Genomic DNA, 26,837 nt, shown 5'->3' on the forward strand with positions numbered 1-26,837 from the left:
GTTCTTGTCGATGCCGCTTCTTGTCGATGCCGCTTCTTGTCGATGCCGCTTCTTGTCGATGCCGCTTCTTGTCGATGCCGCTTCTTGTCGATGCCGCTTCTTGTCGATGCCGGCTACGGGGCGATGGAGAGCTGGATGCTCGAGGGGTGCTCGATGGTGTAGCGGCCGCCCAGGAGCCCGGGGAGGTCGGCCAGCGGGACCAGGTGCGGGAAGTCGGCGGTGGCGATGCGGAGCCTGAGGCTGTGGCCGGCGGCGACGGTGGCGAAGGTGGGACGGACGGCGATGTCGTAGCGGACGGGCCTGCCGGTGGGGACGGCCTTCTGGGAGGCCTTGGTCGACCGGTGGTACGGGTGGATCCAGTGGCCGGGGGTGCCGGGCCAGCTGCGCTTCTCGTCCAGCGCCCGCAGGGAGCCGAGCTGGCCGCCGCCGGAGAGGTCGGTGGACGTGCCGTCCGGCGCGACGTCTTCGAGGGTGAGCGTGAAGAGCGTTTCGGGCCGGTCGGACGTGGCGCGGAGGGTGACGCCGACGGGGCCGGCGAGCCGGACGGGTCGGCTGAGCGGGGTGGTGGTGTAGGTCAGCTCCCCCGGGCTCCGCGCGGGCTTGCGCTGGGGCCCGGTGCAGATGCCGAGCAGCCCGGCGGCGAACTGGTCGGTGGAACGGGTGCACGGGTTCGACAGCCCGGTGAAGTACAGGTCGTCGGGACGTTCGCCGGGCCGGGGCCGGCCGGGGGTCAGACGGCCCTGGGAGCGCAGCCACAGCTGGGTGGGCCTGGTCATCGGGTAGTGGGACGTGGAGTAGGAGGCGCCGCCCGGCTCGATCACGCGCAGCGGGGTGCGGGTGTCGGTGGCACCGGTGTCGCGGCCCTTCAGCCAGTGGTCGAACCACCGGAGCTGGAGGGCGTTCATGTCCACGCCGCGGCCCATGTCGCCGTGCGTCCAGGGGCCGAACAGCAGCTGGTACTTGGGCGACACCGGCTGGCCGGGGACCATCGGGGCGCCGACGGGACGTCCGGCGGCGGCGTTCTGGAGGCCGCTGTAGAGGAGCGGCTCGCCGCGCTGGAAGACGTCGTAGAGACCGCCGACGAGATGGACGGCCACCCCGTTCGCCACGATCTTGGAGAGGATGCGTTCGGGCGCGCGGGCCTTCCAGTAGGCGTTGTCGTAGCGGCGCGGGCCGTTGGTGAGCATGTCGCGCGCGAAGGCGAGCTCGAACGGCCCGGCCTGGAGCAGGTGCTCGTAGGCGAGGGTGAACGCGGCGAGCGGGTTGGATCGAAGCTCCACGAACGGGGTGAGGACGCGGGTCACGCCGTAGCCGAAGACCAGGCCCAGGGGCGACAGCACGTTGAGCGCGCCGCCGCTGGTGAACAGGTCGCGGTAGGGGTCGACGGAGGCGGCCATCGGGAAGATCGCCTTCAGCGGCGAGCCGGGGCCGATCTCGGCGGCGGTGAACAGCTGGTCGATGGCGACGTACGACAGGCCGAGCATGCCGACCTTGCCGCTGCTGCGCGGGAGGCGCGCCGCCCACCGGACGACCTCGGCGCCCGCGCGGGCCTCGTCCGGGCTGAACAGGTCGAACTTCCCCTGCGAGCCGCCGGTGCCGGGGACGTCGACGACGACCCCCAGATAACCGCGCTGGACCAGGTAGGGATTGAAGCCGCCGAACGTGCCCGCCACGGCGGACGGCGTCTTCCCGTACGGGGTGAACCCGACGACCACCGGGAAGGGCCCCGGCGCCGGCTTGCCGGTGGCCGGATCGGCGGGCGCGTGCACGTCGGCGCGCAGCACCCGGCCGTCGCTCAGCCTCACCTCGAGGTTGCGCTGGACGGTGATGTCGTAGGTCCCCGATTCGCGGGCCCGGACCGGGGGCGCGGCGAGGAGGGCGAGGGCGGTGCAGCCCGTGGTGCATAGGGCGATCAGGGCCTTGCGCATGGCGCGGACCCTAACAAACATTAGTGTTTATAAGAAGGCCCGGGACGTCCGGCGACCCGGTGGCGGGTGGGGCCGCCAGGTAGGGGCGCTAGGCGCGGGCGGCGGTCTCGGCTTCGTCGAGCCGGCGTTCGACCAGGTCGAGGCCGCGGTCCCAGAACGTGGGGTCGGCGAGGTCGACGCCGACCATGCGGCCGAGCTCCTCCGGGCCGCGCGAACCGCCGGCGCCGAGCAGGTCGAGGTAGCGGGGCACGAACGCCGGCCCCTCCTCCTCGTAGCGGGCGTAGACCGCCAGCGCCAGGAGCTGCCCGTAGGCGTAGGCGTACACGTAGCCCGGCGTCGAGACGAAGTGCGGGATGTACGACCACCAGTGGCGGTAACCGCCGGTCAGCTCGACGGAGTCGCCGAACATCTCCCGCTGCGACCCGGTCCAGAGGTCCCCGAGCCGTTCGACCGACAGTTCGCCCTCCTCGCGGCGGCCGGTGTGCGCGAGGTGCTCGAAACGGTTGAGCGCGACCTGGCGGAACACGGTCTTGATCGAGCCCTCGATCGACCGGGCCAGCAGCGAGAGCCGCGACTCCGGTGTGGACGCGCGCTCCAGCAGGCGGTGGAACACCAGCGTCTCGCCGAACACCGAGGCGGTCTCGGCGAGCGTGAGCGGGGTGGCCATGTGGAAGATCCCCTGGCGCGCGGCCAGCGCGCCGTGCACGCCGTGGCCGAGCTCGTGCGCGAGGGTCAGCACGTCGGCGGTGGTGTGGGTGTAGTTGAGCATGATGTACGGGTGCACGCCGGGCGTGGCGTAGGCGCAGAACGCGCCGCCGCGCTTGGCCGGGCGCACCGGTGCGTCGATCCAGCGCTCGTCGTGGAACCTCCGCACGATCGCGCCCAGCTCGGGCGAGAAGTCGGCGTACGTCTCGTTCACCAGGTCGCGCGCGTCGGCCCAGGGGATGTCCTCCTGGTCGCCGGCGACGGCGGCGGTGCGGTCGTAGTCGGCGAGCCGGTCGAGCCCGAGCAGCTCCGCCTTGAGGCGGTACCAGCGGCGGGGCAGCTCGTGGCGGCGGCGCACGGCGTCCAGCAGTGCCTCCACGGACGCGTCGGACGCCTCGTTGGCCAGGTTGCGCGCGGAGAGCCAGTGCGGGTGGCCGCGCAGCCGGTCGTCGGACGCCTTGTCGGCCAGGAGCATGTTGAACGCGTAGGCGCGGGTGCGGATGCCGGGCTCCAGCGCGGCGGTCACCCGTTCGGCGGTGTCGCGCCGCACCTCGCGGCCGGCCGAGGAGAGCCGGGCGAGCGCGGTCTCCAGCGAGGCAGGCCCGTCGTCGAGCGCGACCTCGATCGCCGCCGTCCGCTCCTCGTGCAGGCGCACCCAGGCGGCCCGGCCGGACACCGCCTTCTCGGCGAGGATCCTCTCCTCGGGCTCGGTCAGCAGGTGAGGACGGTCTCGCCGGAGCGTGCGGAGATGGTGGCGCGCGAAGCCGAGACCGTCGGCGGCGAGCAGCTCGCCGGCCCGCGCGTCGTCCAGCGCCGCCCATTCGAGCCGGAAGAACAGCAGGTCCTTGTCGATGGCCGTGCGCCTCTCCACGACGTGCTGGCGCAGCGCGCCGCGCGCCGGGTCGGCGGTGTCGACCGCGAACGACAGGTCGGCGTACGTGGCGGCGCGGGTGGTGAGCTCCCTGATCTCGGCCAGCGCGCGCATCGCCCCGACCAGTCCCGGCCCGTCCAGCTCCGCGAGCGCGCCGGTGAAGCGCGCGGCGAAGACGCCGGTGAGGCGGGCCGCCTCGGCCAGGAGGACGTCCACGGCGCGTGGCGGATCGTCGCGTCCGGCGTCGGAGATCAGGTCGCCGAGGTCCCAGGAGACGGTCATGCCGTCAGCCTAGGGCGCCATCTCTTGCGTTATATCGAATGAGAGATAGCCTTGGCGATATGGACAGGCCCGCGCAACCTCCGGAGCCTGAGCTCCAGGACCTCCCGGTGCTGCCGGGGTTCCGGGAGATGGCACTGCGCCACCGGAGGATGGCCGAGGAACGCCGCAGGCTGATCGCCGAGCTGGTCGATCAGCGTCGCTCGGCCGGGCTTTCGCAGACACAGATCGCGGCACGCATGGGCACCTCGCAGTCGGCGGTCGCACGCCTCGAGACGGGGGGCGCCGACGTGCGCGCCTCCACGCTGGAGCGTTACGCCGCCGCCCTGGGTTGTGTCATCAGCTGGCAGGTCGATTTCCGCAAGGAGTAGACATGAGCGCCTCGTTCCCCCCGGAGATGCCCGATCCGCCCGACCGCGGCCCGCGCCCCTTCCGACCCGGCTTCGCGCCGTTCCGCGACGATCCGCTGACGCCGTACAGGCCGAACGAAGCCCTCACCCCGATCCGCGTCACCTCCTACGAGGTCGATCCGCTGCGCCGGCCGCGCATGGTGATGGCCTTCGGCGAGCTGGACGGCGAGAGCGCCACGGAGTTGTGCTCGGAGCTGATGACGCTCGACGCGCTCGGCGAGGGCCCGATCACCATGCACCTGCGCGCCCGCGACGCCACGCTGGACGCCGCGTTCAGCCTGCTCGACACCATCGACGTGCTCACCTGTCCGGTGCACGCGCTGGTGGTCGGCGAGGTCGGCGGCGCCGCGCTGGCGATCCTGGCGGCGGCGCGGCGGCGCGAGATGACCCGGCACGCGGTGTTGCGGCTGCACGAGCCCACCCAGCGGTTCGACGGGACCGCCACCGAGCTCGCGATCCGCGAGAAGGAGCACCGGCGGCTGGTGAGCGCGATGTACCAGCGGCTGTCGGAGATCACCGGGCGCCCGGTCGAGGAGATCCGCGACGACGCCGAGCGCGGCCGCGTCTTCACCGCCACGCAGGCCCTGGCGTACGGCTTCGTGCACGACGTGGCCGGCATGGCACCCCCCGGGCTGGCATGAGCGCGCCGCGGAGCCTGCCGGTGCACGACCGGTACATCCTGCCGTCCTTCACCGAGCGCACGTCGTACGGCACCCGGGAGATGGACCCGTACAACAAGCTCTTCCACGAGCGCATCGTCTTCCTCGGCACGCAGGTCGACGACACCTCGGCCAACGACGTCATCGCCCAGCTGCTCACCCTGGAGACGCTCGACCCCGACCGCGACATCAGCATCTACATCAACTCCCCGGGCGGCTCGTTCACCGCGATGGCCGGGATCTACGACACGATGCGCTTCGTCTCGCCGCAGATCCAGACGGTGTGCCTCGGGCAGGCGGCCGCCGCGTCGGCGCTGATCCTGGCGGCGGGCACGCCGGGCAAGCGGCTCGCGCTGCCGCACTGCCGGATCCTGCTGCACCAGCCGGGCATCGAGGGGAGCCGCGGGCAGTCCAGCGACCTGGAGATCATGGCGAACGAGATCCTGCGCATGCGGGACCTGATGGAGCACGCGCTCGCCGAGCACACCGGGCGGGCGGTCGAGCGGATCCGCGACGACCTCGAACGGGACCGCTACTACGACGCCGCCGAGGCCAAGGAGTACGGGCTGGTCGACACGGTCATCTCCAAACGCTGAGGCTCCCCGGGCCGGGGGCGGGGCGGCCATCGTGGGCCGCGCCGCGGCCGCGCCACGCCCGGCCACGGACTGATGAACTGTTTGTCTCGTTTGCGTCGCGGGGGGAGCCGGTCCCCGCGGGGCTCCCGTCTACCGGGCATGAGAAAAAGAGGTGGAGCACTCACAGCGGCCCTGATCGGCGTGGCGCTTCTCACCACCGCCTGCTCGGGCCCCGGACAGCAGTCGGACTCGACCGGCGGCAAGGGCATCGGCGCTCCGGCCCGGCCCGCGATCCCCGAGGACAGGATTCCGAGCACCGAGGAACGCCCGTCCTCCTACCTCTCGACGTTCGCCCTGGACGTGGACACCGCGTCCTACGGCTACGCCCGCCGGGCCCTGCTCGACGGGCGCACCCCCGACCCGCGCACGATCCGGCCGGAGGAGTTCGTCAACACCTTCAAGCAGGGCTACGCCGAGCCTGAAGGCAACGGCTTCGCCGTGTCCGCCGACGGCGGCCGTACCGGCGACGTCCGCCTCCTGCGCGTCGGGCTGCAGACCAGGCGGTCCAGCGAGGGCTCCCGCCGGGACGCCAACCTGACCTTCGTCGTCGACACGTCCGGCTCGATGGACGAGCCGGGCCGCCTCGACCTGGTGAAGTCGTCCCTGCACGCCCTGGTCGACCAGCTGCGCCCCAGCGACTCGGTGGCCATCGTCGCCTACTCCAGCGACGCCGAGGTCGTCCGCGAGATGACGCCCGCCTCCGACCGCCGCTCCCTGCACCGTGCGATCGACTCGCTCGAGACCGGCGACAGCACCAACATCGAGGCGGGCATGACCGCCGGCTACAAGGAGGCCCGGCGCGCCTTCCGCTCGGCCGCCACCAACCGCGTCATCCTCGCCTCCGACGGCCTGGCCAACACCGGCTCCACCAGCTCCGAGGTGATCCTGCGGCAGGTCAAGCAGGAGGCGAACGCCGGCGTCTCGCTCCTGTGCGTCGGCGTCGGCAGCGACTACGGAGACAAGCTGATGGAGCAGCTCGCCGACAACGGCAACGGCCGCGCCGTCTACGTGTCCGACGTCGAGAAGGCCAAGCGGCTGTTCGTCCAGCAGCTCCCGGCCACGATCGAGCTGCGCGCCAAGGACGCCAAGGCCCAGGTCGCCTTCGACTCCCGGACCGTCCAGACGTTCCGGCTGATCGGCTACGACAACCGCGGCCTGCGCCCGCAGGACCTGCGCGACGACTCCGTCGACGGCGGCGAGATCGGCCCCGGCCACTCCGTCACCGCCCTGTACGCCGTCCGCCTGCGCCCCGAGGCCTCCGGCCACCTCGCCGACGTCACCGTCCGCTGGCAGGACCCCGGCACCGGCGAGCCCGCCGAGCAGGAGCGCCCCATCACGGTGGACGACGTCTCCCCCGACCTGTGGGAGAGCGGCGCCCCCAGGCTCCGCGTCTCCGTCGCCGCCGCCTACTTCGCCGAGCACCTGCGCGACCGCGACCCCGGTTACGCCCCGCAGAGCCCGTACACCACGCCGTCCCAGGGCCCGTTCGTCACCCAGGGGCGCCTTCCCGGCGAGCAGACCGCCGACCTCGGCCTGCTCGCCCGCCAGGCCGCCGAGCTCGGCACCACCACCGAGGACCGCGACGTCCGCGAACTCGCCGACCTCATCAACCGTGCCCGCGAGCTCTGAACGCCCGGAGTAGGGTCCGGGCATGGGTGAAGCGGGGCCCGAACCGGGCGGTCATCCCGACCGGCTGCGGTGGAACGCCAAGTACGAGAGCGGAGCGGGTGCGTCGTTCACGGCGCATCCGCTCGCCGCGGCGGCGCTGTCGGCCGCGCCGGACGGCGCGGTGCTCGACCTGGCGTGCGGGCCGTCGGGGAGCACGTTGCTGGCGGCGTCGGCGGGACGGCGGGTGACCGCCGTGGACGTGTCGGACGTGGCGCTGGAGCTGCTCGGCCGGGAGGCGCGGCGGCGCGGCCTGGACGGGCTGATCACGCTGGTGCAGGCCGATCTCGGGACGTGGCGGCCGGAGGGCGGCTTCGCCGTGGTGCTCTGCACCGGATTCTGGGACCGCGACGTCTTCGGGCGGAACGTGGAGGCCGTCGCGGCAGGGGGCTCGCTCGGATGGGAGGCGTTCACCCTCGGCGCCCGCGAGGAGCGGCCCGGCCTGCCGCTGGAGTGGTGCCTGGGGGCCGATGAGCCCCGTTCGCTGCTGCCCGGGGATTTCACCGTTGTGCAGGAGAACGACCTGCCGAACGGCAAGCGGAGGCTTCTCGCCCGCAGGGCGTGATGTGAGACACACCGACCACGGGCGATGATCCCGCGGACCCCGTTTGGGACCCCCAAAGGCGCAGGTCACCCGTACCATTCTGAGGACGGCTGATAAGGCACGACCATAAATGCTTCGCCGAATTAGCACTAATTGATGTGCTAAGACTCTCTTTCAGGTCAGGCGAGAGGGTCCGAATGAGCACATCGGTCGAACGGGTGGTCAACACGACCCTCTACCGGCTCGGCGAGCCGGCGTGCCGGCGCGAGCTGGTCGCGCGGGTCCGCGGCGAGCTGCGGGAGACGGGATGCAGCGTCCTCCCCGACTTCATCAGCCCGGACGTGCGGGACACGCTGCGGCGGGAGTGCGCCGCCGTCGCCCCGCAGGCGCACTACGACGTCGAGACCGTGAACGTCTACAACCTCGACGTCGGGGCGGAGCTGCCCGAGGGGCATCCCGGGCGGGTGACGTTCGAGCGCGGAAATGCGTTCGTGGCCCGTGACCGCATTCCGGTCGACGCGGTTATTCAGCGGCTCTATTCGAGCAGGTTGTTCCAGGGTTTTGTGGCCGACTGTTTCGGCCTGCCGCAGGTGTTCGAGCTGGCGGACCCGTTGTCGGCCCTGTGCCTCAACGTGGTCCGGCCGGGGATGGAACACCCCTGGCATTTCGACATCAACGAGTTCACAATCAGCATGCTGACCCAGGAGCCGGAGACGGGCGGTGTGTTCGAGTACTGCCCCGGTATCCGGTCCGCCGGCGACGAGAACTTCGCGGAGGTCGCGAGGGTCCTGGCGGGGAACGGCGGGCCGCTGGTGCGGCGGCTCGAACTCCGGCCCGGGGACCTCCAGCTGTTCCAGGGACGGTATTCGCTGCACCGTGTGAGCGAGGTCGAGGGCACCGCGTCGCGGCACTCCGCGATCTTCGCCTACAGCGAGAGGCCCGGCGTCATCGGGAGCGTGGCGCGGACGAGGCAACTGTTCGGGCGCGTGCTCCCCGCGCATCTGGAGGCCGAGAACGTACGGGTCGACCAACTCTTGGATTAGGGGACCTGCGCCGTGCAAGTCGATACCACCGGGAAGATCTCACTCGACCACATCTACACGCAGCCCGATCCGCGCGCCTACTTCGGCACGTTGCGCGGACTCGGCTACATCATCCCCGAACTGGCGAAGCCGTTCTTCGCCGGGCTCATCGACGAATACCGGGACGCGCACCGGGTCAGGGTGCCGACCGTCCTCGACATCGGCTGCTCCTACGGCGTCAACGGCGCGCTGCTGCGCTGCGACGCCTCCATGGACGACCTCTACCAGCGGTACGCCGAGACCCAGCTCGGCACCGACGAGCTGCTGGACCGCGACCGGACCTGGGTGGGCGCGCGCGAACCGGCCCGCGGCCTGCGGTTCATCGGGCTCGACGCCTCGTCCGAGGCGCTGTCGTACGCCCTGCGGGCCGGATTCATCGACGGCGCGATGCACGCCGACCTCGAGGAACGCGACCCGACCCCGCACGAGCACGAACGCCTCGCCGGGGTGGACCTCGTCGTCTCCACGGGCTGCATCGGCTATGTCACCGAGCGGACCATCTCCCGCGTCGTCGCCGCTCATGGCGACCGTCTCCCCTGGATGGCACACTTCGTGCTGCGGATGTTCCCCTTCGATCCCGTCACCGAGTGCCTGGCCGCGGCCGGCTACGAGACCGTCCGCCACGAGGGCGTGTTCCGGCAGCGGCGCTTCGCCACGTCCGAGGAGCAGACGCTCGTCCTCGACCGGCTCTCCGACGTCGGGGTGGATCCTGGCGGCCTGGAGACCGACGGCTGGTTCTACGCAGAGCTCTTCACCTCGCGGCCGCACGGCCGCGACCTCCCCTGACCCTTTCCAGAACGAGGACCAGAGTTGACCAGCGACCACTCGCCCCGCACGTTCGAGAACGAAGACCATCTGCCCCGGGTGCCGCTGCCCTCGCTGGACGACAGCGGCGCGCGGTTCATCGAGTGGTGCGCACCGCTGCTCACGCCGGAGGAACTGGCGGAGACCGAGGCCGCGCTCGCCGCGTTCCTCCGCCCGGACGGGCCCGGCCGGGCGCTGCACGCCGCGCTCGAGGAGTACGACCGCAGCCCCGGCGTGCACAGCTGGCTCGACACGTTCTGGCCCTACCGCTACCTCGGCCGGCGCGACCGCATCGCGCTGAACGCCAACTTCTTCTTCCTGTTCCACGACACCGGGCAGGCCCAGGTCGAACGGGCCGCCGGGCTGATCATGGCCGCGCTCGGCTTCAAGGCGCGCCTCGACGACGAGCGCGTCCCGCCGATCGTCCAGCGCGGCCAGGCGCTCACGATGGAGCAGAACAAGTACCTCTTCTCCACCACGCGCCGGCCCGGGGCCGTGCAGGACACCGTCCGCGCCCCCTACTCCGACGAGGCGCCCGGCCCGTCCCCGGCGCGCCACATCGTCGTGTTCTATCGCGGCAACATGGTCCGGATGGACGTGCTCGGCCCGGACCGGCGCCCCCACACCCTCGACGAGCTGGCGGCCGGGCTGCGCACGGTGATGAAGGACGACGCCCGCGCGGAGCACCCGGCCGGCCACCTCACCACCAAGGCGCGGGCCGAGTGGGCGGCGAGCCGGGAGGCGCTGCTGGCCGCCGACCCGCACAACGCCGCCCGGCTGGACGAGGTCGAGACCGCGCTCTTCTGCGTGTGCCTGGAGGACTTCGCGCCCCGTGACACCCTCCAGGCCTGCGACCAGCTACTGCACGGCGACAGCGGCAACCGGTGGTTCGACAAGGCGGTGTCGCTGATCGTCTTCGCCGACGGCACGGCCGGGATCAACGTCGAGCACTGCGGCCTGGACGGCACCACGATCCTCGGCTTCGTCGACGACATGCTCGGCACGCCCGCCGAGGAGCACGAGCGGGAGGCGCGGGCGTTCTCCCAGGGCACGCCCGCCACGGCGCCGATCGAGTTCGTCCTCGACCGCGCGCTGCGCGCCGACGTGCGGGCGGCGGGCGAGGCGTTCGCCGAGTACGCCGCCGCCAACGCCACCACGACGGTGGGCTTCGACGACTTCGGGTCGAGCCGCGCCAAGGAGCTGCGCGTCTCGCCGGACGCGTTCGTGCAGATGGCCTACCAGCTCGCCCACAAACGCACCAAGGGATTCGTCGGCGCCACGTACGAATCCATCGCCACCCGCCACTTCCGGCGCGGGCGCACCGAGGCGATGCGCGTCGTGACGCCCGAGTCCGTCCGGTTCACCGAGGTGATGGACGACCCGGACGCCGGCACCGAGACCCGCCGCGCCGCCTTCCGCGCCGCCGCGGCCAAGCACGTCGAGCGCGCGAAGGCGGCGCAGGCGGGCCAGGTGCCCGAGCAGCACCTCTGGGAGCTCCAGCTGATCCAGAAGCGCCGCGGTGCGGAGCTGGGCGTCACCGAGCATCTGACGCTCTTCGACTCACCCGGCTGGACCACGATGCGGGACGACTACCTGAGCACCAGCTCCGCACCGTCCACCCACATCCGCTACTTCGGTTTCGGGTCGACCAGCGCGCAGTGCATCGGAGTCGGCTACGTGCTGCTGCCCGACCGCTTCAACCTCTACCTGAGCACCCCGGCGCCGGTCGCCGACGCGATGCACACGTTCGCCGACCGGCTCAGGGAGGCGGTGGCGGAGCTTCAGGAACTCCTGACCTGACCCAGCTTCCGGAGCTCGTCGGGCGAGATCCGGGAGACGTTGTGGTCGTGGTCGGTCGCCTCGTACTGGTGGATCGTCCAGTCCTTCCACGGACGCGGCGCCTTCACCTCGCCGGGCTCCCTGCCGTAGTGCGCGACCCACAGCGGGTAGTCACCGAGGCCCGCGCCGTTCTCCTGGGCGAACGACCAGGAGGTGTACAGGAACGGCTTGACGCCCGTCTGCCGGGTCACGTGCTCCAGCCACCGCTTGGCCCACGCGTTGACGTCGCCGGACGACCTGCCGTCGGTCACCTCCAGGTCCAGCGCGAGGATGTCGCCGGGCTGGAGGCCCTGGGCGCGCACGGCCGTCAGGAAGTATTCGGCCTCCTTCACCGGGTCGTTCTTCGGGTGCCCGAAGTGGTACGCGCCCCGGGCGACGCCGTTGTCGCGCATCTCCTTCCACTGGCCGGCGAACGTGCCGTCCTTGAAGTGCACCCCTTCGGTGGCCTTGGCGATGCCGAAGTCGAGGCCGTCGTCGCCCCAGTCGACGCCGCGGTCGTGGTTGGAGACGTCGATGCCGTGCGGCAGGTCCGAACCGGGTGCCGCCGCGGCGGCCGGCCCGGCCAGCGCGGCGACGATCGCGGCACCGGCCAGCGCCGGCGTGATCAGGCGGGAGAGGCGCATCAGGAGATCCCTTCCGTGCGGATGGACGCCGCGCGGGCGGCGGCGTCGCGGCGCTTCACGCGCGTGAGCAGGGCGATGACGGGGAGCAGCACCGAGGTGAACGCCCCGGAGAGCTCCACCTGAGCCCCGTCGAGGGGCGGCGGCTTCGCCGTCCCGGTGAGCGCGGTGGTGGACGTGGTGGCCGCGGCCTGCTGCTGAGCGGGCTGCTCCGGCTTCGGCACGACCTTCTCCGGGTAGCCGTAGCCGACGACCTGGTCCTGGTCGCGGACCTTGCGCTTGGCGTGGACGCCGTCGACGTTGCCCTCGATCGTGTGGATCTTCCCGCCCTCGACCTCGGTCACGATCCCGATGTGGTCGATGCCGCCGATCGAGCCGCCGCCCGACCAGTCGTAGAAGACGAAGGCGCCGGGCTGGGGCTTGTCGCCCCAGGCGCCCTGATTCTTGAACCAGGCGGCGTGCGAGGGGGTGTAGGCGAACGTGCCGGTCTTGGCCTGGACTCCCGCCTGGGTCGCGCCCCAGGCGAGGAACATGTCGCACCAGGCGGCGTTCGAGAAGGAGTAGGAATCGTCGACGTTCTTCTCGTACCAGTCGCCGAACTTCGAGTACCCGTTGCCTGATTCGGTATATCCGAGCTCGGCTTCGAGCACCTTGATCATCTGTTGGATGCCAGGATCCATGAGGGGAATGCACCTCTCCTTGTGCCGCCTACCGGGTTAGCTGACGGGTTCGGGCCAAGGAGGCAGGTCCTACCGCTGCGAACAGCGGATTCACCCCAGAAACGTGGTTCCCCGGCTCTCGTTGCGAGACTCGGCGGTCGGCCGGCGATCGGCCGATGAAGCGCACATTAATCAGGTTAAAGAGCAGTTATCAAACGGGTAAAGCAAATAAATTATGCGTAAGCGAACGGCCGATGAGGCCATTCCTTCGATGGCGTCGGCGCCTGGCCTTATTCGGCGCACCGCCAGCATCAACCGATCGGTTGACCCGGGGATGCGGCGATCACGCGATCCGGGCGCGGACGCGGGCGGCGAGCGTGGGGCGTAAGGAGGTGACCACCATGCAGCACACGGACCTCGGCAGCGGTCTCGGTGAGGTCGCCCGTCGCCGCAGGAAGGCGCTGGGGCTCACCCAGGGCCGCCTCGCGGAGCTGACCGGCCTGAGCCAGCCCGCGATCTCGCGTTTCGAGGCGGCGGGACCGCTGCCGCCGATCCCGGCCCTGGAGCGCATCGGCGAGGTCCTCGGCCTGCGCCTGATCCTCACGTTCGAGCCCCGCACGCCGAATGATCGAGGAGAACGCGAGAGGCGTCCACATTAGGGTCGGTTCACGGTCGTTTTCCGATCGACGACGTCGTCCCCGGCGACCCACTGGCCGCAGCCCGGCGGGTCACCGTGCTGACCCTGACCTCCCCGGCGGCGCTGGCGGCCACCGGCCCGGCCGGATACGTCTCGGACGCCTACGTCTACACCGGCTCGGACGGCACGGTGGCGCCGCCGTGCGTCACGACGGTCCACCAACGACTACCCGTACAAGAGCGACTCGTGGAACCAGGCCGACCCGTGGTTGTTCTACAAGCGCGGATGCGTGTCGTGGGCGGCCTGGCGGGTGCGCCGGCGGCTCGGCGTGGACTTCACCAACTCCTACCGCGGCGTGCACTGGGGCAACGCCAACAACTGGGACAACGCGGCGCGGTCCGCCGGGGTGCGGGTCGACGCGACGCCCAAGGTGGGCGCGGTCGCGCAGTGGAACGCCGGCACGTACGGTCACGTGGCGTACGTGGCGCGGGTCAACAGTGACGGCACCGTGCCGCTGGAGGAGTACGACAAGGGCGGCACGCACGTGTACGGCACCCGCACCGTCACCAAGGGCAGCGTCGAGAACTACATCCACTTCTGACCGGGAACGGCGAGGCCGCCCTCCCGTGATGCGGGAAGGGCGGCCTCGTCCCTTTGCGTGCGGGCTCTGCCGGGGTCTTCAGGCCCCCGCGGCGAACGTCTCGGGGTCGGGGCCGAACCGCGTGCCGTTGTCGAGCTCGCCGATCGCCCGCATGTCGGCGGCGTCCAGCTCGAAGCCGAACACGTCGATGTTCTCCTCGATGCGGGACGGGGTCACCGACTTGGGGATCACGATGTTGCCGAGCTGGAGGTGCCAGCGCAGCACGACCTGGGCGGCGGTCCTGCCGTGCTTGCCGGCGATCGGCTTCAGCGCCGGGTCGTCGAGCAGGCCCTTGCCCTGGCCGAGCGGGCTCCAGTCCTCGGTGGCGATGCCGTGCTCGTCGTGGAACGCGCGCAGGCCGTTCTGCGCCAGGTAGGGGTGCAGCTCGATCTGGTTGACCGCGGGCACGACGCCGGTCTCGCCGATCAGGCGGGTCAGCGTCTCGACGGTGAAGTTGGAGACGCCGATCGCCCTGGCCCGGCCGTCGGCGTAGATCTTCTCCATGGCCTGCCAGGTCTCCACGTACTTGCCCACGCCCGGCATCGGCCAGTGCATGAGGTAGAGGTCGACGTGGTCGAGGCCGAGCCGGTCGAGCCCGGCGTCGAACGCGCGGAGCGTGGCGTCGTGGCCCTGGTCGCTGTTCCAGAGCTTGGTGGTGACGAAGAGCTCCTCGCGCGGCAGCCCGGCCGCGGCGATCGCGCGGCCGACGCCCGCCTCGTTGTCGTAGATCCGCGCGGTGTCGATGCTCCGGTATCCGGCCTGGAGCGCGGTGGTCACCGCGGTCTGCGCCTCGTCGTCGGGTACCTGCCAGACGCCGAAGCCGAGCTGCGGCATGACGACGCCGTTGTTCAGGGTGACGTTCTGCATGATCGTTTCTCCTCGGAGACGGACGTGCTCAGAGACGGACGAGCATCTTGCCGGTGTTGGCGCCGCGCAGCAGGCCGAGGAAGGCCTCCACGGCGTTGTCGATGCCCTCGACGACGGTCGCCTCGTTGCGCAGCCTGCCGTCGCTCAGCAGGGCGGCGGCGAACCGCGCGTACTCGGGCGCGAGGTCGAGATGGTCGCCGACCAGGAAGCCGCGCAGGGTCAGCCGCTTGCCGACCGCGAGGAACAGGTTGTCGGGCCCGGGCACCGGCTCGGTGGCGTTGTACTGGGAGATGGCGCCGCACATCGCGACCCGGCCGTGGACGCGCAGCGAGTCGAGGGCGGCCCGCAGGTGGTCGCCGCCGACGTTGTCGAAGTAGACGTCGATCCCGCCGGGCGCCGCCGCGGCGAGCTGACCGGCCAGGTCGCCGGCCTTGTAGTCGATCGCGGCGTCGTAGCCGAACTCCTCGACGATCCGCCGGGCCTTCTCGGGGCCTCCCGCGGAGCCGACGACCCTCGCGGCGCCCAGGCTCCTGGCCACCTGGGCGGCCACGCTGCCGACGGCCCCCGCGGCGCCGGACACGAAGACGGTCTCGCCCTCGGTGACCGGGGCGACCCGCTTGAGCCCGGCGTACGCGGTCAGGCCGGTCAGCCCGAGCACGCCCAGGTAGGCCTCGGCCGGGGCCAGGTCGGTGTCGATGACCTCGGCGGCGGACGCGTCGAGGACGGCGTGCTCGCGCCAGCCCAGGAAGTGCCGCACCGCGGTGCCCTTGGGGAGCTCGTCGGCGTTCGACTCGATCACGGTGCCGACCGCGCCGCCGGTCATGACCTCGCCGAGCCCGAACGGCGCGACGTAGGACTTCACGTCGTTCATGCGTCCCCGCATGTACGGGTCGACCGAGATCCAGTCGTTGCGGACCAGGACCTGGCCGGGCCCCGGGTCCGGCACGGTGGCGTCGAGGATCGCGAAGTCCTCGGGCTTCGGCTCCCCCACCGGGCGGGCCACGAGGTGGACCTCCCTGCTGGCGACGGACATGACTGAACCTCCAAGAAGTAGGTGAACGTGCGCCGGGCGGGTCAGCGGGCCGCGAGCAGCCCGCTGATCAGCGCGTCGGCGGCGGGCTGGAGGAGAACGGCGCCGTCGGGGCGCGCCTCCAGCCCCATCACGAGAGCTATGCAGATGTCGGCCGCCTGGTCAGGGGTGACCGTGGAGACCACGCCGGCCTCGGCGAAGACCCCGGCCAGCAGGGCCTTCAGCTCGGTCACGAACCCGGCACAGACGTCGGCGAACAGCCGGGCCTTGGCGTCGAGCAGCTCCGCGCCGTGCGGCGACGCCCCCATGAGCTGCCCGACGAGGTCGAGCTTGGCGCCGAGCACGCCGCGCACCCGGTCGGCGGGCGGCCCCCCGGCGGACGCCGCCGCCCTGGCCCGGACGAGCGCGTCGTCGTGCAGGCGCTCGGTGAGCCGGCGGAAGGCGTCGTCCTTGTTGCGGACGTACTGGTAGACCGCCGACCTGGACATACCCGCCTGGCGTGCGATGTCGTCCATCGTCGTGCGCCGCACCCCGTGCAGCGTGAGGCAGATGTAGGTGGCATCGAGCACCTGGCTCAGCCGATCGGCGGGCTTGAGTCCCATATGACCGAGTGTACGTTCTGACGTTCTATGCGCAAAACGTCAGGTTGATACCTGCCTGGACAACATCGCCGGAACCGAACTAGCATTCTTACTTATTCAATAATATGACTAGGAGGCCTGGATGCACGCGTTCCGTGCGGCCGTTGAGAACCGTGATCTAGAGGGCCTTCCGCTGCTGCTGGCCGAGGACGTCGAGTTCCTGAGCCCGGTGGCGTTCAAGCCCTACGTGGGCAGGGACCTGGTGGCCGCGATCCTGCGCGGGGTCCTGCGGGTCTTCGAGGGCATCCACTACGTGAACGAGATCAACGACCCCGGCGGCCGTGACCTCGCCCTCATCTTCAAGGCCACGGTCGACGGCCGCGAGGTGCACGGTTGCGACTTCCTGCACCTGGACGAGAACGGGTTGATCGACCGTTTCTGCGTCATGGTGCGCCCGCTCAGCGCCGCCAACGCGCTGGCCGAGGCCATGGGCGCCCAGTTCGACGACATCAAGCGGGAGGCGGGGGTGGCCTGACCCCCGTACCCGTCCCAGGAGCGCCGGTGGCCCGGCTCCGTCGGGAAGGCCACCCCCGACGGAGCCGGGCCCCCGGTCAGCCCGGGGCCTCGCTCAGCTGGGGTTCGCCTTGCAGGGCGCGCCCTCGCAGACGTCGATGACCTGGCCGGTGCGCAGGAAGACCGCCTTCTGCAGCCGCGCGCTCGCCATGTTGCGCGGGTCGGAGTGCGGATCCTCACCCTCGGTCGGCGGCGTGTTGGTGGTCGGCGGCGACGGCGTCCCGCTGTCCCAGACCACCATCGCCGACCCCGTGTAGGGCAGCTTCCCCGCGGGCGTGATGCCCCAGTACGGGACCCGGTCGGGGCTGCGGCCAGGCGTCAGCGCCGGGACGACGAGGCGGGCGCCGGTCGTCCTGGCCTGCACGTCGGCCGCGACGTTGGCCACCTGGTGGTCACCGTAGGCGATGTGCATGAGCACCTGGCGCCCGTCGGTGAGGTGGCCGGCGTACCCGTTGGTCTCGCCGCGGTCCCAGAGCATCTGGAAGAGCGAGATGAGCAGCTGCTGCTTCAGCTTGTCCGGCTGCGAGACGTCCAGCACCTGCCCGTACGTCGGGAAGTCGGAGCTGCGGTTGAGCAGCAGGCTGTAGTTCATCGCGGTGACGCCGAGGACGCCCCGCCTGATGTCGGGGGACGCGGCCACGAGCGTGCCGCCGAGGATGCCGCCCTGGCTGTTGCCGTCGAAGACGACCCCCTGGCCGGGGTCGATGAGCGGCTTGCCGTCCGGCGTCCGGAACGCCTTGTCGGCGACCAGGCCCTTGGCGTGCACGAGGCCGCGCCCGAGGAACATCGCGTTCAGCATGCCCTGCTGCATGCGGTCGGGGATGGTCTCGAAGCGCGCCGGATCGAGCAGCGCGGAGACGACGTTGGGCACGTCCTCCTGCGCCATGCCGATCCAGTCGGTCGCGCAGAAGGTGAAGTTGTGCTCGGCGGCCATCGCCTTCACGTTGCCGGCGCCGACCTCGTTGCGGCTGCCGAGCAGGCCGTGCCCGTACAGCGCGGGGCTGGACGGCGTGGTGAACGCGCTGCGCGGGATCTCGCACCGGAAGCCCGCCGCCTGCGTGTTGACGAGCGCCCGGCTCGGCCGCCCGTCCTTGTCCCGGTGGAACCTGGACCCGGGCAGGCCGCCGGGAGTGTCGAGGTAGCTGGGCACGGCGACGACGCCCTCGACCTCGCGCGCGACCCGGGCGTCCTGCTCGGGCGTGAAGTCGGTGACCTTGGTGACGACCGTGCCCGGGGCCCGGTCGCCCAGGCGGCGGAACGCGTCGTCGCGGATCGTGTGGAGGTCGCCGGTCAGGCTGCGGGTGCTCGCCACGGTGAAGTCCCAGGCGAGGGTCAGTGAACCGGTGTCGATCCCGGCGGCGGCCAGGCGGGTGAGCGCCGGCCGCAGCTGGTCCTGCCGTTGACGGAGTGGGTCGGTGGCGGGCAGGTCCGGTCCGGCGACCTTGGCGAACGCGGCGGATGGCGCGATGGCGCCGCCGGCGGTGTTCTTGAGGTCGCGCAGGGCGACGATGTAGTGGTGGCCGTCGCGGAGGTTGCGGGCGGGGTGGACGAGCAGTGCCCTGCGGTCGCCGGCGGGGGCGTTGGAGTCGAGCTCGGCCCAGTACGGGTGACGTTCGCCGGTGGCCGCGTCCAGGATCACGATGGGCGCGTCGTCGCGTAGTGACGCGCCGATGTCGGTGACGGGCGCGGCGCCGGTGGCGGTCAGGTCCAGGCCCGGTATCTGGGTCATGAGCGCCGAGCCGGGTGAGAAGCCGTCCGACCGGTTCCACGCGGCGGGGTCGACCGCACCGCTCAGCAGGGTGCGCGGGATGACGTCGCGCCCGAACGCGACGCGGCGGCCGGTGGCGGTCGCCGCGTCGGCACGGGTGTACCAGTCGTTGGGGAACGGCAGCAGGCACTCGGCCGCCGCGAGGGGGTCGCATCCGCCCGGGGCGCTCGGCTCCGCGGCGAGCGCGGGGGGCGCGGCCGGAACGGCGAGCACCGCCGCGGCAAGGGCCGGGGCGCCGAGCACCCCGATCAGACGTCGTCGCATCGAATTCCTCAGCTCCCGATGACGCCCGCGATGATACGGGCGTAGTTCGCCTCGCCGGCCGCGTTGGGGTGCAGCGGCGCGGCCAGCGTGGTCGGCACGTACCCCTCGATCCACCGCCGCGACGGGCTCTGGCAGGTGTCGTGGCCCGCGCTGGGGGTGACCAGGTCGACGTAGGTGCCGCCGTGCGCGGCCGCCTGCCGCGCGATCACCGTGTTCAGCTTGTTGACATTGCCCTGGAGGTAGTCGGCGTCGACCGGGAGCACGGGCTGGACCGGCCAGCAGCCGCGCGGCTTGATGTAGAGCCCGTAGCCGGTGAGGACGACGCGCGCGTTGGGCGCCCGCCGGGCGAGCTCGCCGAGGGCGGCCGACAGCTTGGGCTCGAACGCCTGGATGCGCTCGGCGACCCGGTCCACTCCCCCGGAGGTGAACTCGTCCTTGCAGGGCCTGGCGGTCGGGTCGAGGCGGACGCAGTCCTCCGCGACGCCGACGAGCCCGGTGTCGTTGCCGCCGATCGTCAGCGTCACCAGCGTGGTGGCGGCGGAGAGCGCGTCGAACTGCGGCGGCACCGTCTCCGCCGGGACGTCCAGCACGCTGGTCGACTGCGGCTCGGTGAGGTGCTTGGACGAGGCGCCGCTGCAGGTGACGTCGCGGAGCGTGCCGGCGTCGAGGCGGTCGGCCAGCTCGTGCGGGTAGTTGTTGCTCGACCGGCCGCAGCCGACCGGTCCGGTGATGCTGGGGATGAGCGGGCCGGAGGGCATCGAGTCGCCGAGCGCCACGTAGACGTCGGCCGGCGCGGCGGCCGCCCGCGCGGGCGCGGCGACGCCCACGGTCAGGGCCGCGAGGGCGAACGTGCCGAGGATGCCGGTGAACAGGCGGCGCTTCGTCGGGGCGTACGAAGAGTTCACGGTTCTGCTCCCGCCGTGATGGTGGATGTGGCCGCGATCATGCAGACTCGGGATGAACCGTTCAATTGGCCCGAAAAGCAGACTTTGCCGGGAGCCGTTGTGCCGCACGACAAGCCGCTGTGCGTCGGCGGGCGGCCCATCGCCGCCCACCTGCGCGCACGTGCTCCGCACCTCACCCGGCGCGTGGTCGAGCGGCTGCTGGACGAGCTCCCGGTCTACGCCGAACTCCCGCAGGAGGAGGTCGCCGGCGACATCGCCGACATCGTGCAGCACAGCCTGCGGCAGTTCGCCGACGTGCTGGAACGGCGCCGCCCCGTACGTCCCGCCGACCTGCACCGGCAGCGCGACTCGGCGGCGCAGCGGGCCGAGGAGGGCGTGCCGCTGGACGCGATCCTCACCGCGTACCAGATCGGCGCGGCGATGGGTTGGAACGAGATCGCGGACGGCGTCGGGCCGGGCGACCTGCCCGACTTCCAGGAGGCGCTCTCGTGCCTGCTGGACTTCCAGCGGCAGCTGACGTCGGTGGTGAGCGGCTCCTACCTGGAGGCGCGGCGGCTCATCGACAGCCAGGAGCACGGCGGGCGGCACGCGCTGATGACGGCGCTGCTGTCCGGCGAGCCGCTGGGCCGCGTCATCCACCGGACCGGGCTGCGTCCGGCGGCCTGCTACGTGGTGATGACGCTGGCGTTCGCCGCGCATCCCGACGAGAACGGCACCGGCCAGCGGGCCCGGGTCGCGGCCCGGCGCAAGATCCGGCGCGTCCGGTCGGTGCTGGACGGGTTCGCCGGCGAGCCGGCGCTGACCACCCTGGACGGCTCCGGCGGCACCGTCCTGCTGCCGGTGCCGGCGGCGCCGCCGTGGGAGTCCCTGTGCGAGGTCGTCGCGCAGGCGACCAAGGCCGCCGACACGCTGATCACCGCGGCGGCCGAGCTCGCCGGCCCGGCGGGCGTCCCGGCCGCGGTCACGCAGAGCGCCGAGGTGATGGACGTCGTCCGGCGCACCGGCCGCGCGCCCGGCCTCTACCGGCTGGCCGACGTCCTGCTCGACTACCAGCTCAGCCGCCCCAGCGAGGCGCTGCGCGGGCTCGCGGGCCTGCTGGAGCCGCTCGACTCCAAACCCGAGCTGCTGCTGACCCTGGAGTGCTACCTGGCGCGCGACCTCGACCGGCGCGGCACGGGCGCCGCCCTGCACATCCACCCCAACACGGTCGCGTACCGGATCCGCCGCATCTGCGAGCTGACCGGGCTCGACCCGGCGCGCCCGACCGACCTGCAGCTCATCAACGCGGCGCTCGTCGCCCGCCGCTCGCTCGGCAGCCCTTGAGGCGCGGCCGGGCGAACGCCCCGGCGCCCGTTTCTGAACCATCTCCGGCGTAACGGCCGTATTTCCCTGGCGTAGATCGCTCCCAGAGTCTGGAGGGGCTCATGAGGCATCGGAACGCCGCAGGGCAAGGACGTGTGCGCACGGCGGCCAAGGCGGGCGCCGTGGCCGCGGGGGCCGCCGGTCTCGCGGCCGGCGCGCTCTACGCGGTGCAGGCGCACGAGCCGTCGGACCGGACGGCGAAGAACACCTCGCTGGCGGACGACGCCGACCAGGGAGGCGCCGGCCAGGGGCGTACGGTCCCGGTGTCCACGAACCGCGCCGGCGCCACGGCCGCCAGGCTGGCGCGGCAGCTCGGCGCGCGCACGTCGGGCGCCTACCTCGACGCCTCGGGGCGAGCGGTCGTCACCGTCACCAACGCCACCGACGCCGCCACGGTCCGCGCGGCGGGAGCGACGCCCAGGATGGCGGCCCGCAGCCCGGCGGCGCTCAACGGGATCACCAGCACGCTGCGGCGCACGATGACCGTGCCGGGCACCGGATGGACCATCGATCCCGCCACCAGCCGGGTGGTGATGTGGACCGACGGGACGGTCACCGGCAGGCGGCTGGCGGCCGTCCGCCAGACGGCGCGGGAGATGGGCTCGGCCGTGCGGATGGTGCGCATACCGGGGCGCCTCAGCACGCTGGCGCTCGGCGGTGACGCCATCTTCGGGCAGGGTTCGCGCTGCTCGCTGGGCTTCAACGTCAAGCGCGGCGAGGAGGACTTCTTCCTGACCGCCGGGCACTGCGGCAACGCGGTACAGAACTGGACCTCCGACCAGCAGGGAGCGCAGGCGCTCGGCACCACGGTGGCCAGCAGCTTCCCGGGCGACGACTTCGCGCTCGTCCGGTCCGAGGAGGGCGCCGCCGGCGAGGGCGAGGTCAACCTGTTCAACGGGCAGACCCGGGACATCACCGAGGCGGCCGAAGCGGTCGTGGGCCAGGACGTCGTCCGCAGCGGCAGCACCACCGGGGTCAGCACCGGCCAGGTCACCGCGGTCAACGCCACGGTGAACTTCCCGGAGGGCACGGTCACCGGCATGATCCAGACCACCGTGTGCGCGGAGCCGGGCGACAGCGGAGGCCCGCTGTTCAGCGGCACCACGGCACTGGGACTGACCTCCGGCGGCGCGGGCGACTGCCAGTCGGGCGGCGTCACCTTCTTCCAGCCGGTCACCGAGGCCCTCCAGGAGTTCGGAGCCGAGGTCTTCTAGGCCCGGACGCCCCGGTCCGGGCTCCGGGCTCGGCCGAAGTCGTGGGTCATACGTCCGGATTCGCCGCTGCGACGACACCTTCCCGATCGGTACAAAGAATCATGGTGTCGTCGACCTCGGGAGGCCGCGTGCGGTTCGGACGAAGAATGCTGGGCGCCGCGCTGCTCCTGGTGCCCCTGCTGGCCCCGGCGAGCGCGCACGCGCGGGAGCGGGCGGCGCCGCCCGTGGTCGTCTTCGACACCGACATGGACTACGACGACGCGGCCACGCTGGCGTACCTGGCGCAGGAGCACCGGCTGGGCCGGATCGAGCTGCGCGCGGTGACGGTCGTCAACAACGGCGGCGGGCGGCCGGGGCGGGCCATCCGCCACGCCCGCTGCCTGGTCGAACGGCTCGGGCTGCGCGGCGTCCAGGTGGCCGACGGCTCGAACACCGCGCCCAACGCGTTCCCCGTCGAGATCCTGGAGACCGTCGACAAGGTGCTCACGACGGTGACCCGCGGCTGCACCGCCGCGGAGACGCCGTCGCGGGTGCCCGCTCCCGAGCTGATCCGGCGGGTGCTCAGGCAGGAGCCCGGCGCCCAGATCATCGCCACCGGGCCGCTGAGCAACGTGGCGGCGGCGCTGCCCGAGGCGGCGGGCCGGGTGACCTCGATGGGCGGTGCCGTCGGCGTGCCGGGGAACCTCTGGCGCACCCCTCCGGAGTTCGACGGCTCGCAGGAGTTCAACTACTGGATCGACCCGCCCGCGTCGCGCGCCTTCATCAGGCACAGCCCCCGGCCGCCGCGCATGGTGCCCCTCAACGCCACCGACGACGTCCCGGTCACCCAGGAGTACGTCGACCGGCTCCGGGCGGACGCCAGGACGCCCGCGGCCGAGATCGTCGTCGAGGCCTTCACCCATCCCGACGTCCAGCCGCTGATCGCGGCGGACCTGCTGTTCTGGTGGGACCCGCTGGCCGCGGTGAGCGTCGTCCATCCGGAGATCGTGGAGTTCACCTCGGGACGCGTCGACGTCGTCACCGACGGCCCGGCGGCCGGGCGCACGTTCCTGTCCGCGACGGGACGCCGGGTCGGCTACGCGATCGGCGCCGACCGGGCGGGCTTCGAGGAACGTTTCCTCGCCACTCTCAACGGCCGGAGATGACCCGGGCTCATGCCGGTGCGTCCTCGTCCGGGTGGCCGGCCTCGTCCAGGTGGCCGGCGACGGGGCCGAAGGTGACCATCCCCGAGCCCGCCCCCGCGAGTTCGCCCGCGGCCGGGCGCAGCTCGTCGCGCAGCCTCCGGCGCGTCGCGGGATCGGTCGCGCTCCGCAGGTGCAGGCAGGTGCGCGCCTCGAAGAGCAGGTCGCGCGGGGACTCGGGGACGGCCGCGGCGGCGGCGCGCGCCTCGCCGTCCCTGCCCTGGGCCGCCAGGATCAGCGGGCGCGCCCACGCCTCGTACGGGCCGAAGTCGAGCCCGGCCAGGTCGGCGGGCGGCGTCCCGTCCTGGAGTCGCAGGGAGAGCAGGGCCAGCGGCAGCATCCCGTCCTCCACTCCCGGCATGCCGGAGCCCGCGAGCCGGGCGGCGGCCCGCCGGTAGGCGTCCTCCGCCTCGGCCGTACGCCCCGAGACGGCCTGCCGGAGCGCGGCGTACCAGGCGGTGAAGACGCCGACCAGCGGGAGCTCGTACCGTTCGGCGAGCCGGTCGGCCGTGGCGGCGTGCTCGTCGGCGGCGGTCAGGTCGGCGAGCGCCGCGTGCGCCTGGACCAGGATCAGGTGCCCGAGCACCTCGAAGGTCGCCAGCCCGTGCGCGGCGGCGAGGCCGGCCAGCTCGGCGCCGATGCGGGCCCGTTCCGGCGCCAGGCCGGCCCGCCGGAACGACTGCAGGTAGCGGGCGTTGAGGGCGAACGCGAGGAGCGCCGGATCCGCGAGGCCACGGGCGATCTCCTCCGCCTCGGCCGCCGCCTCCCCGCCGCGCGGGCCGGCGTCGGCGCGCAGTTCGAGGGCGACGGTGGCGAGCAGACGGGCCCGTTCGGCGTCGTGCCCGGCGGGCAGGGCCGCGAGCGTGCGCTCGGCCGCGGCGGCGATCCCGGCGGAGAGCGCCGGGTCGTCGGTCGTCGTCCAGTTGGCCGGGACGTCGAACGAGCCGATCACCCGGGCGGTGAGCAGCGGGTCGCCGAGCCGCTCGGCGGCGGCCGTCGCGTCGGCGCGCAGCCGCCGGGCGCCGTCGAGGTCGCCGGTGACGGCCAGCGCGCGGACCAGGCCCATGGTCGCCTCCAGCCGGAGCCTGGCGTCGTCCTCGGCATCGGCCGCCGCCCGCCACCAGCGGGCCGCCTCGTGCGGGGCGACCCGCCGTTCGGCGCGTTCGGCCGCGGCGCGCGCGTAGCGGGCCGCCCGGGCCGCGGTGGCACGGCTGCCCGCCTGGACGAGGTGATGGGCGATCGGCTCGATCCGGCCGGGATGGGCGTCTTCGAGGATTTCGGCGATGCGGGCGTGCCAGCGGGCCCGGCGGGCACGCGGGACCTCGTCGTACAGCACCTCGCGCACCAGCGCGTGGGCGAACCGGAGCCGGTCGGCGTCCGGCTCGGCCAGGAACCCGCCGAGCAGCGCCTCCTCGGCCGCGTCGAGCACCGTGTCCTCGTCACCGGCCAGCGGGATCAGCACGTCGAGGTCGACGTCGTCGCCGACCACCGCCGCCTGCCGCAGGACCGTCCGCGCCCGCTCCGGCAGCCGGCCCAGCCGCCGCCGGACCACGTCGCGGACCCCGGCGGGCACCTCGTCCAGGGCTCCCCCGGCGTCGAGCAGCCGCGTCAGCTCGCGCACGAAGAACGGGTTGCCGCCGCTGCGCCGGTGGATCCGGCGCGCCTCCTCCGGCGTGACCTGGGTGTCGCTCATCGCTCCGGCCAGCGCCGCGACCTCCCGCTCGGCCAGCCCGGTCAGGTAGATCCGGACGGGCTCGGCGCGGGCCGCGCGGCCGAGCGCCTCGGTCAGCACGGCCGGGACCTCGGTGGAACGGTACGTCCCGACGATCAGCACGGGGCCGGCCGCGGGGTCGGCGGCGAGCGCGGTCATCAGGGCGAGGGTCTCCTCCCCCGCCCAGTGCAGGTCGTCGAGGACCAGCAGCGTGCGGCCGGCCAGCCGGGCGGCGACGGCCCGATGCCTGCGGAACCTCGCCTCGGCCGGGTCGGCCCCCTCCTCGGCCCCCTCCCCGTACGTCTCCCCGCCGATCCCCCGCCGGGTCGTCCAGCCCCGCGCCTCCAGGCGTTCGGCCAGCGTCTCGGTCAGGGCGGTCTTGCCCGCTCCCGCGTCACCGGAGACGAGGGCCAGGACGGGGCGCCCGGCGGCCACGGCGGCGCCTGCCGACCGCTCCAGCTCGGCGAGCTCGGCGGCACGGCCCACGAAGACACGTTCGGCGGGCGCGGGAGCCGCCGGCGCCTCGGCGGCGGCCGGCGCCCCGGCGAGGAGGCCGGGCGACTGCCGGAGGATGTCGGATTCGAGGCGCCGCAGGCCCTCGGTGGGATCGAGTCCGAGTTCGGCGTCGAGATAGTCCCTGGCCTGGCGGAGGGCGGCCAGCGCGTCGGCCTGGCGGCCCGTCCGGTAGAGGGCGAGGGCGAGCAGGCGCCAGCCGTCCTCCCGCCGCGGGTGTTCCTTGACGTGGCCTTCCAGGTCGGGCACGGCCAGGGCCGCGCGGCCGGTCGCCAGCGCCGCCTCGGCCCGCCGTTCCACCGCGAGGAGCCGCAGCCCGTCCAGCCTGAGGGCCTCGCCGCGCGCCCAGCCCTCGTCCGCGAACTCGGCGTACGCGGGCCCGCGCCACCAGCCGAGCGCCTCGTCCAGCCGCTCGAACGCGGCTGCGGACGGTGCCCCGGCCGCGGCACGGACGGCGGCCTCGAACCGCCAGGCGTCCACGTTCGCGGGGTCGGTCCTGATCGCGTAGCCCGGCGCCGCCGTCACCAGCAGCCTGGCCGGCGTCCGGGGCGGCCGATCCGGCTCCAGCGCCTTGCGGAGGGCCCCGACGAACGTCTGCACGGCGCCCAGGGCGTTGCCGGGCGGGACCGTCCAGAGGTCGTCGATCAGCCGGGACACCGGCACGACCCGGCCGCCCGCCACCAGCAGCCGCGCCAGCACCGCCCGGTGGCGCGGGCCCTTCAGGTCGATCGGGCCGCCCTCGCCGCCGGCCACCAGGGGCCCCAGCACCCCGAAGGTCACTCCAGACACGCCTCCCACGGTAGCGCCGTGTCCCGTCACCCCTGATCAGGCACTCGGCGGGCGCTGATTCAGCGCTGATCGGCGCGCGGCACCGTTCATGGAGTACGCCCC

General features: G+C 72.7%; 24 protein-coding genes and 1 riboswitch. Of the genes, 14 read left to right on the top strand and 10 right to left on the bottom strand.

The genetic code is table 11. From position 1 onward, the window contains the following. Window positions 1-113: 113 nt before the first annotated feature. Both ABZ810_RS15020 and ABZ810_RS15025 read right to left on the bottom strand, forming a co-directional pair. Window positions 114-1,928 (bottom strand): CocE/NonD family hydrolase, encoded by a 1,815-nt coding sequence (locus ABZ810_RS15020; protein WP_358403271.1) that lies wholly within the window; start codon window positions 1,926-1,928, stop codon window positions 114-116. An 88-nt stretch (window positions 1,929-2,016) separates the two neighbouring features. Continuing rightward, complete coding sequence (locus ABZ810_RS15025) at window positions 2,017-3,786, bottom strand: M3 family oligoendopeptidase (RefSeq protein ID WP_358403272.1); 1,770 nt, start codon at window positions 3,784-3,786, stop codon at window positions 2,017-2,019. 59 nt (window positions 3,787-3,845) lie between these two features. On the opposite strand from ABZ810_RS15025, the gene ABZ810_RS15030 reads away from it, so the two are divergent. From ABZ810_RS15030 to ABZ810_RS15065, 8 genes are all read left to right on the top strand, one after another. Continuing rightward, entirely contained in the window at window positions 3,846-4,154 is a 309-nt protein-coding gene (locus ABZ810_RS15030) for a helix-turn-helix domain-containing protein (protein WP_358403273.1), read from the top strand. Between the two features lie 2 nt (window positions 4,155-4,156). Next, the gene (locus ABZ810_RS15035) at window positions 4,157-4,834 is read left to right on the top strand and encodes an ATP-dependent Clp protease proteolytic subunit (RefSeq protein WP_358403275.1); all 678 of its coding nucleotides are present in this window, start codon (window positions 4,157-4,159) and stop codon (window positions 4,832-4,834) included. After that, window positions 4,831-5,448 carry an ATP-dependent Clp protease proteolytic subunit gene (locus ABZ810_RS15040; RefSeq protein WP_358403277.1) on the top strand — a complete coding sequence of 206 codons (618 nt, stop codon included), beginning with the start codon at window positions 4,831-4,833 and terminating at the stop codon, window positions 5,446-5,448. The genes ABZ810_RS15035 and ABZ810_RS15040 overlap by 4 nt, the downstream gene beginning before the upstream one ends. Before the next feature lie 180 nt (window positions 5,449-5,628). Beyond that, window positions 5,629-7,116, top strand: coding sequence for a von Willebrand factor type A domain-containing protein (locus tag ABZ810_RS15045; RefSeq protein WP_358403279.1), 1,488 nt, complete (start codon window positions 5,629-5,631; stop codon window positions 7,114-7,116). Window positions 7,117-7,138: 22 nt separating this feature from the next. Next, on the top strand, window positions 7,139-7,717 hold the full coding sequence (locus ABZ810_RS15050; RefSeq protein WP_358403280.1) for a class I SAM-dependent methyltransferase: 579 nt from the start codon (window positions 7,139-7,141) through the stop codon (window positions 7,715-7,717). A 176-nt stretch (window positions 7,718-7,893) separates the two neighbouring features. Further along, a complete protein-coding gene (locus tag ABZ810_RS15055) occupies window positions 7,894-8,739 on the top strand; it encodes an arpA protein (protein ID WP_358403282.1) in 846 nt (281 codons plus the stop codon). A gap of 12 nt (window positions 8,740-8,751) precedes the next feature. Beyond that, window positions 8,752-9,564 carry a class I SAM-dependent methyltransferase gene (locus tag ABZ810_RS15060; protein WP_358403284.1) on the top strand — a complete coding sequence of 271 codons (813 nt, stop codon included), beginning with the start codon at window positions 8,752-8,754 and terminating at the stop codon, window positions 9,562-9,564. Window positions 9,565-9,588: 24 nt separating this feature from the next. Next, on the top strand, window positions 9,589-11,382 hold the full coding sequence (locus ABZ810_RS15065; RefSeq protein WP_358403285.1) for a choline/carnitine O-acyltransferase: 1,794 nt from the start codon (window positions 9,589-9,591) through the stop codon (window positions 11,380-11,382). On the opposite strand, the gene ABZ810_RS15070 is transcribed toward ABZ810_RS15065, so the two are convergent. Both ABZ810_RS15070 and ABZ810_RS15075 read right to left on the bottom strand, forming a co-directional pair. Next, entirely contained in the window at window positions 11,364-12,044 is a 681-nt protein-coding gene (locus ABZ810_RS15070) for a glycoside hydrolase family 25 protein (protein WP_358403287.1), read from the bottom strand. The two genes, ABZ810_RS15065 and ABZ810_RS15070, sit on opposite strands and share 19 nt — an antisense overlap. Then, complete coding sequence (locus tag ABZ810_RS15075) at window positions 12,044-12,721, bottom strand: CHAP domain-containing protein (RefSeq protein WP_358403288.1); 678 nt, start codon at window positions 12,719-12,721, stop codon at window positions 12,044-12,046. Before ABZ810_RS15075 ends, ABZ810_RS15070 begins: the two co-directional genes overlap by 1 nt. A 10-nt stretch (window positions 12,722-12,731) precedes the next feature. Continuing rightward, window positions 12,732-12,867, bottom strand: a riboswitch (cyclic di-AMP (ydaO/yuaA leader). Between the two features lie 234 nt (window positions 12,868-13,101). Here ABZ810_RS15075 and ABZ810_RS15080 point away from each other — a divergent pair. Next, complete coding sequence (locus ABZ810_RS15080; RefSeq protein WP_358403290.1) at window positions 13,102-13,359, top strand: helix-turn-helix transcriptional regulator; 258 nt, start codon at window positions 13,102-13,104, stop codon at window positions 13,357-13,359. A 246-nt stretch (window positions 13,360-13,605) separates the two neighbouring features. Then, complete coding sequence (locus ABZ810_RS15085) at window positions 13,606-13,938, top strand: CHAP domain-containing protein (protein WP_358403292.1); 333 nt, start codon at window positions 13,606-13,608, stop codon at window positions 13,936-13,938. Between the two features lie 78 nt (window positions 13,939-14,016). Here ABZ810_RS15085 and ABZ810_RS15090 read toward each other — a convergent pair whose 3' ends face one another. The 3 genes from ABZ810_RS15090 to ABZ810_RS15100 are packed head-to-tail and all read right to left on the bottom strand — an operon-like array spanning window position 14,017 to window position 16,476. Beyond that, window positions 14,017-14,844 (bottom strand): aldo/keto reductase, encoded by an 828-nt coding sequence (locus tag ABZ810_RS15090; protein WP_358403294.1) that lies wholly within the window; start codon window positions 14,842-14,844, stop codon window positions 14,017-14,019. Window positions 14,845-14,872: 28 nt separating this feature from the next. Then, complete coding sequence (locus ABZ810_RS15095; RefSeq protein WP_358403295.1) at window positions 14,873-15,877, bottom strand: NADP-dependent oxidoreductase; 1,005 nt, start codon at window positions 15,875-15,877, stop codon at window positions 14,873-14,875. Window positions 15,878-15,918: 41 nt separating this feature from the next. Then, complete coding sequence (locus ABZ810_RS15100) at window positions 15,919-16,476, bottom strand: helix-turn-helix domain-containing protein (protein WP_358403296.1); 558 nt, start codon at window positions 16,474-16,476, stop codon at window positions 15,919-15,921. Between the two features lie 121 nt (window positions 16,477-16,597). On the opposite strand from ABZ810_RS15100, the gene ABZ810_RS15105 reads away from it, so the two are divergent. After that, on the top strand, window positions 16,598-16,990 hold the full coding sequence (locus ABZ810_RS15105; protein WP_358403297.1) for a nuclear transport factor 2 family protein: 393 nt from the start codon (window positions 16,598-16,600) through the stop codon (window positions 16,988-16,990). Window positions 16,991-17,083: 93 nt separating this feature from the next. On the opposite strand, the gene ABZ810_RS15110 is transcribed toward ABZ810_RS15105, so the two are convergent. Both ABZ810_RS15110 and ABZ810_RS15115 read right to left on the bottom strand, forming a co-directional pair. Further along, complete coding sequence (locus ABZ810_RS15110) at window positions 17,084-19,060, bottom strand: hypothetical protein (RefSeq protein WP_358403299.1); 1,977 nt, start codon at window positions 19,058-19,060, stop codon at window positions 17,084-17,086. A gap of 8 nt (window positions 19,061-19,068) precedes the next feature. Beyond that, a complete protein-coding gene (locus tag ABZ810_RS15115) occupies window positions 19,069-19,965 on the bottom strand; it encodes an SGNH/GDSL hydrolase family protein (RefSeq protein WP_358403301.1) in 897 nt (298 codons plus the stop codon). Between the two features lie 99 nt (window positions 19,966-20,064). On the opposite strand from ABZ810_RS15115, the gene ABZ810_RS15120 reads away from it, so the two are divergent. The 3 genes from ABZ810_RS15120 (at window position 20,065) to ABZ810_RS15130 (ending at window position 23,686) form a co-directional block, all read left to right on the top strand. Then, window positions 20,065-21,288, top strand: a complete 1,224-nt coding sequence (locus ABZ810_RS15120; RefSeq protein WP_358403302.1) for a helix-turn-helix domain-containing protein — start codon at window positions 20,065-20,067, stop codon at window positions 21,286-21,288. A gap of 101 nt (window positions 21,289-21,389) precedes the next feature. After that, window positions 21,390-22,541 (top strand): S1 family peptidase, encoded by a 1,152-nt coding sequence (locus ABZ810_RS15125; RefSeq protein WP_358403304.1) that lies wholly within the window; start codon window positions 21,390-21,392, stop codon window positions 22,539-22,541. Between the two features lie 128 nt (window positions 22,542-22,669). Further along, the gene (locus ABZ810_RS15130) at window positions 22,670-23,686 is read left to right on the top strand and encodes a nucleoside hydrolase (protein WP_358403306.1); all 1,017 of its coding nucleotides are present in this window, start codon (window positions 22,670-22,672) and stop codon (window positions 23,684-23,686) included. A 7-nt stretch (window positions 23,687-23,693) separates the two neighbouring features. Here ABZ810_RS15130 and ABZ810_RS15135 read toward each other — a convergent pair whose 3' ends face one another. Then, window positions 23,694-26,735 (bottom strand): BTAD domain-containing putative transcriptional regulator, encoded by a 3,042-nt coding sequence (locus tag ABZ810_RS15135; RefSeq protein ID WP_358403307.1) that lies wholly within the window; start codon window positions 26,733-26,735, stop codon window positions 23,694-23,696. Between the last annotated feature and the right edge of the window lie 102 nt (window positions 26,736-26,837).

Origin of the sequence: Spirillospora sp. NPDC047279 (assembly GCF_040643285.1) — a bacterium.
Classification (GTDB): Bacteria; Actinomycetota; Actinomycetes; order Streptosporangiales; family Streptosporangiaceae; genus Spirillospora.

What these genes read in the sequence shown, in the direction of transcription:
- ABZ810_RS15090 (WP_358403294.1), bottom strand. Translation starts at nt 14,844, where the DNA reads ATGCAGAACGTCACCCTGAACAACGGCGTCGTCATGCCGCAGCTCGGC.
- ABZ810_RS15035 (WP_358403275.1), top strand. Translation starts at nt 4,157, where the DNA reads ATGAGCGCCTCGTTCCCCCCGGAGATGCCCGATCCGCCCGACCGCGGC.
- ABZ810_RS15075 (WP_358403288.1), bottom strand. Translation starts at nt 12,721, where the DNA reads ATGGATCCTGGCATCCAACAGATGATCAAGGTGCTCGAAGCCGAGCTC.
- ABZ810_RS15070 (WP_358403287.1), bottom strand. Translation starts at nt 12,044, where the DNA reads ATGCGCCTCTCCCGCCTGATCACGCCGGCGCTGGCCGGTGCCGCGATC.
- ABZ810_RS15125 (WP_358403304.1), top strand. Translation starts at nt 21,390, where the DNA reads ATGAGGCATCGGAACGCCGCAGGGCAAGGACGTGTGCGCACGGCGGCC.
- ABZ810_RS15100 (WP_358403296.1), bottom strand. Translation starts at nt 16,476, where the DNA reads ATGGGACTCAAGCCCGCCGATCGGCTGAGCCAGGTGCTCGATGCCACC.
- ABZ810_RS15050 (WP_358403280.1), top strand. Translation starts at nt 7,139, where the DNA reads ATGGGTGAAGCGGGGCCCGAACCGGGCGGTCATCCCGACCGGCTGCGG.
- ABZ810_RS15095 (WP_358403295.1), bottom strand. Translation starts at nt 15,877, where the DNA reads ATGTCCGTCGCCAGCAGGGAGGTCCACCTCGTGGCCCGCCCGGTGGGG.
- ABZ810_RS15110 (WP_358403299.1), bottom strand. Translation starts at nt 19,060, where the DNA reads ATGCGACGACGTCTGATCGGGGTGCTCGGCGCCCCGGCCCTTGCCGCG.
- ABZ810_RS15105 (WP_358403297.1), top strand. Translation starts at nt 16,598, where the DNA reads ATGCACGCGTTCCGTGCGGCCGTTGAGAACCGTGATCTAGAGGGCCTT.
- ABZ810_RS15020 (WP_358403271.1), bottom strand. Translation starts at nt 1,928, where the DNA reads ATGCGCAAGGCCCTGATCGCCCTATGCACCACGGGCTGCACCGCCCTC.
- ABZ810_RS15055 (WP_358403282.1), top strand. Translation starts at nt 7,894, where the DNA reads ATGAGCACATCGGTCGAACGGGTGGTCAACACGACCCTCTACCGGCTC.
- ABZ810_RS15030 (WP_358403273.1), top strand. Translation starts at nt 3,846, where the DNA reads ATGGACAGGCCCGCGCAACCTCCGGAGCCTGAGCTCCAGGACCTCCCG.
- ABZ810_RS15040 (WP_358403277.1), top strand. Translation starts at nt 4,831, where the DNA reads ATGAGCGCGCCGCGGAGCCTGCCGGTGCACGACCGGTACATCCTGCCG.
- ABZ810_RS15025 (WP_358403272.1), bottom strand. Translation starts at nt 3,786, where the DNA reads ATGACCGTCTCCTGGGACCTCGGCGACCTGATCTCCGACGCCGGACGC.
- ABZ810_RS15080 (WP_358403290.1), top strand. Translation starts at nt 13,102, where the DNA reads ATGCAGCACACGGACCTCGGCAGCGGTCTCGGTGAGGTCGCCCGTCGC.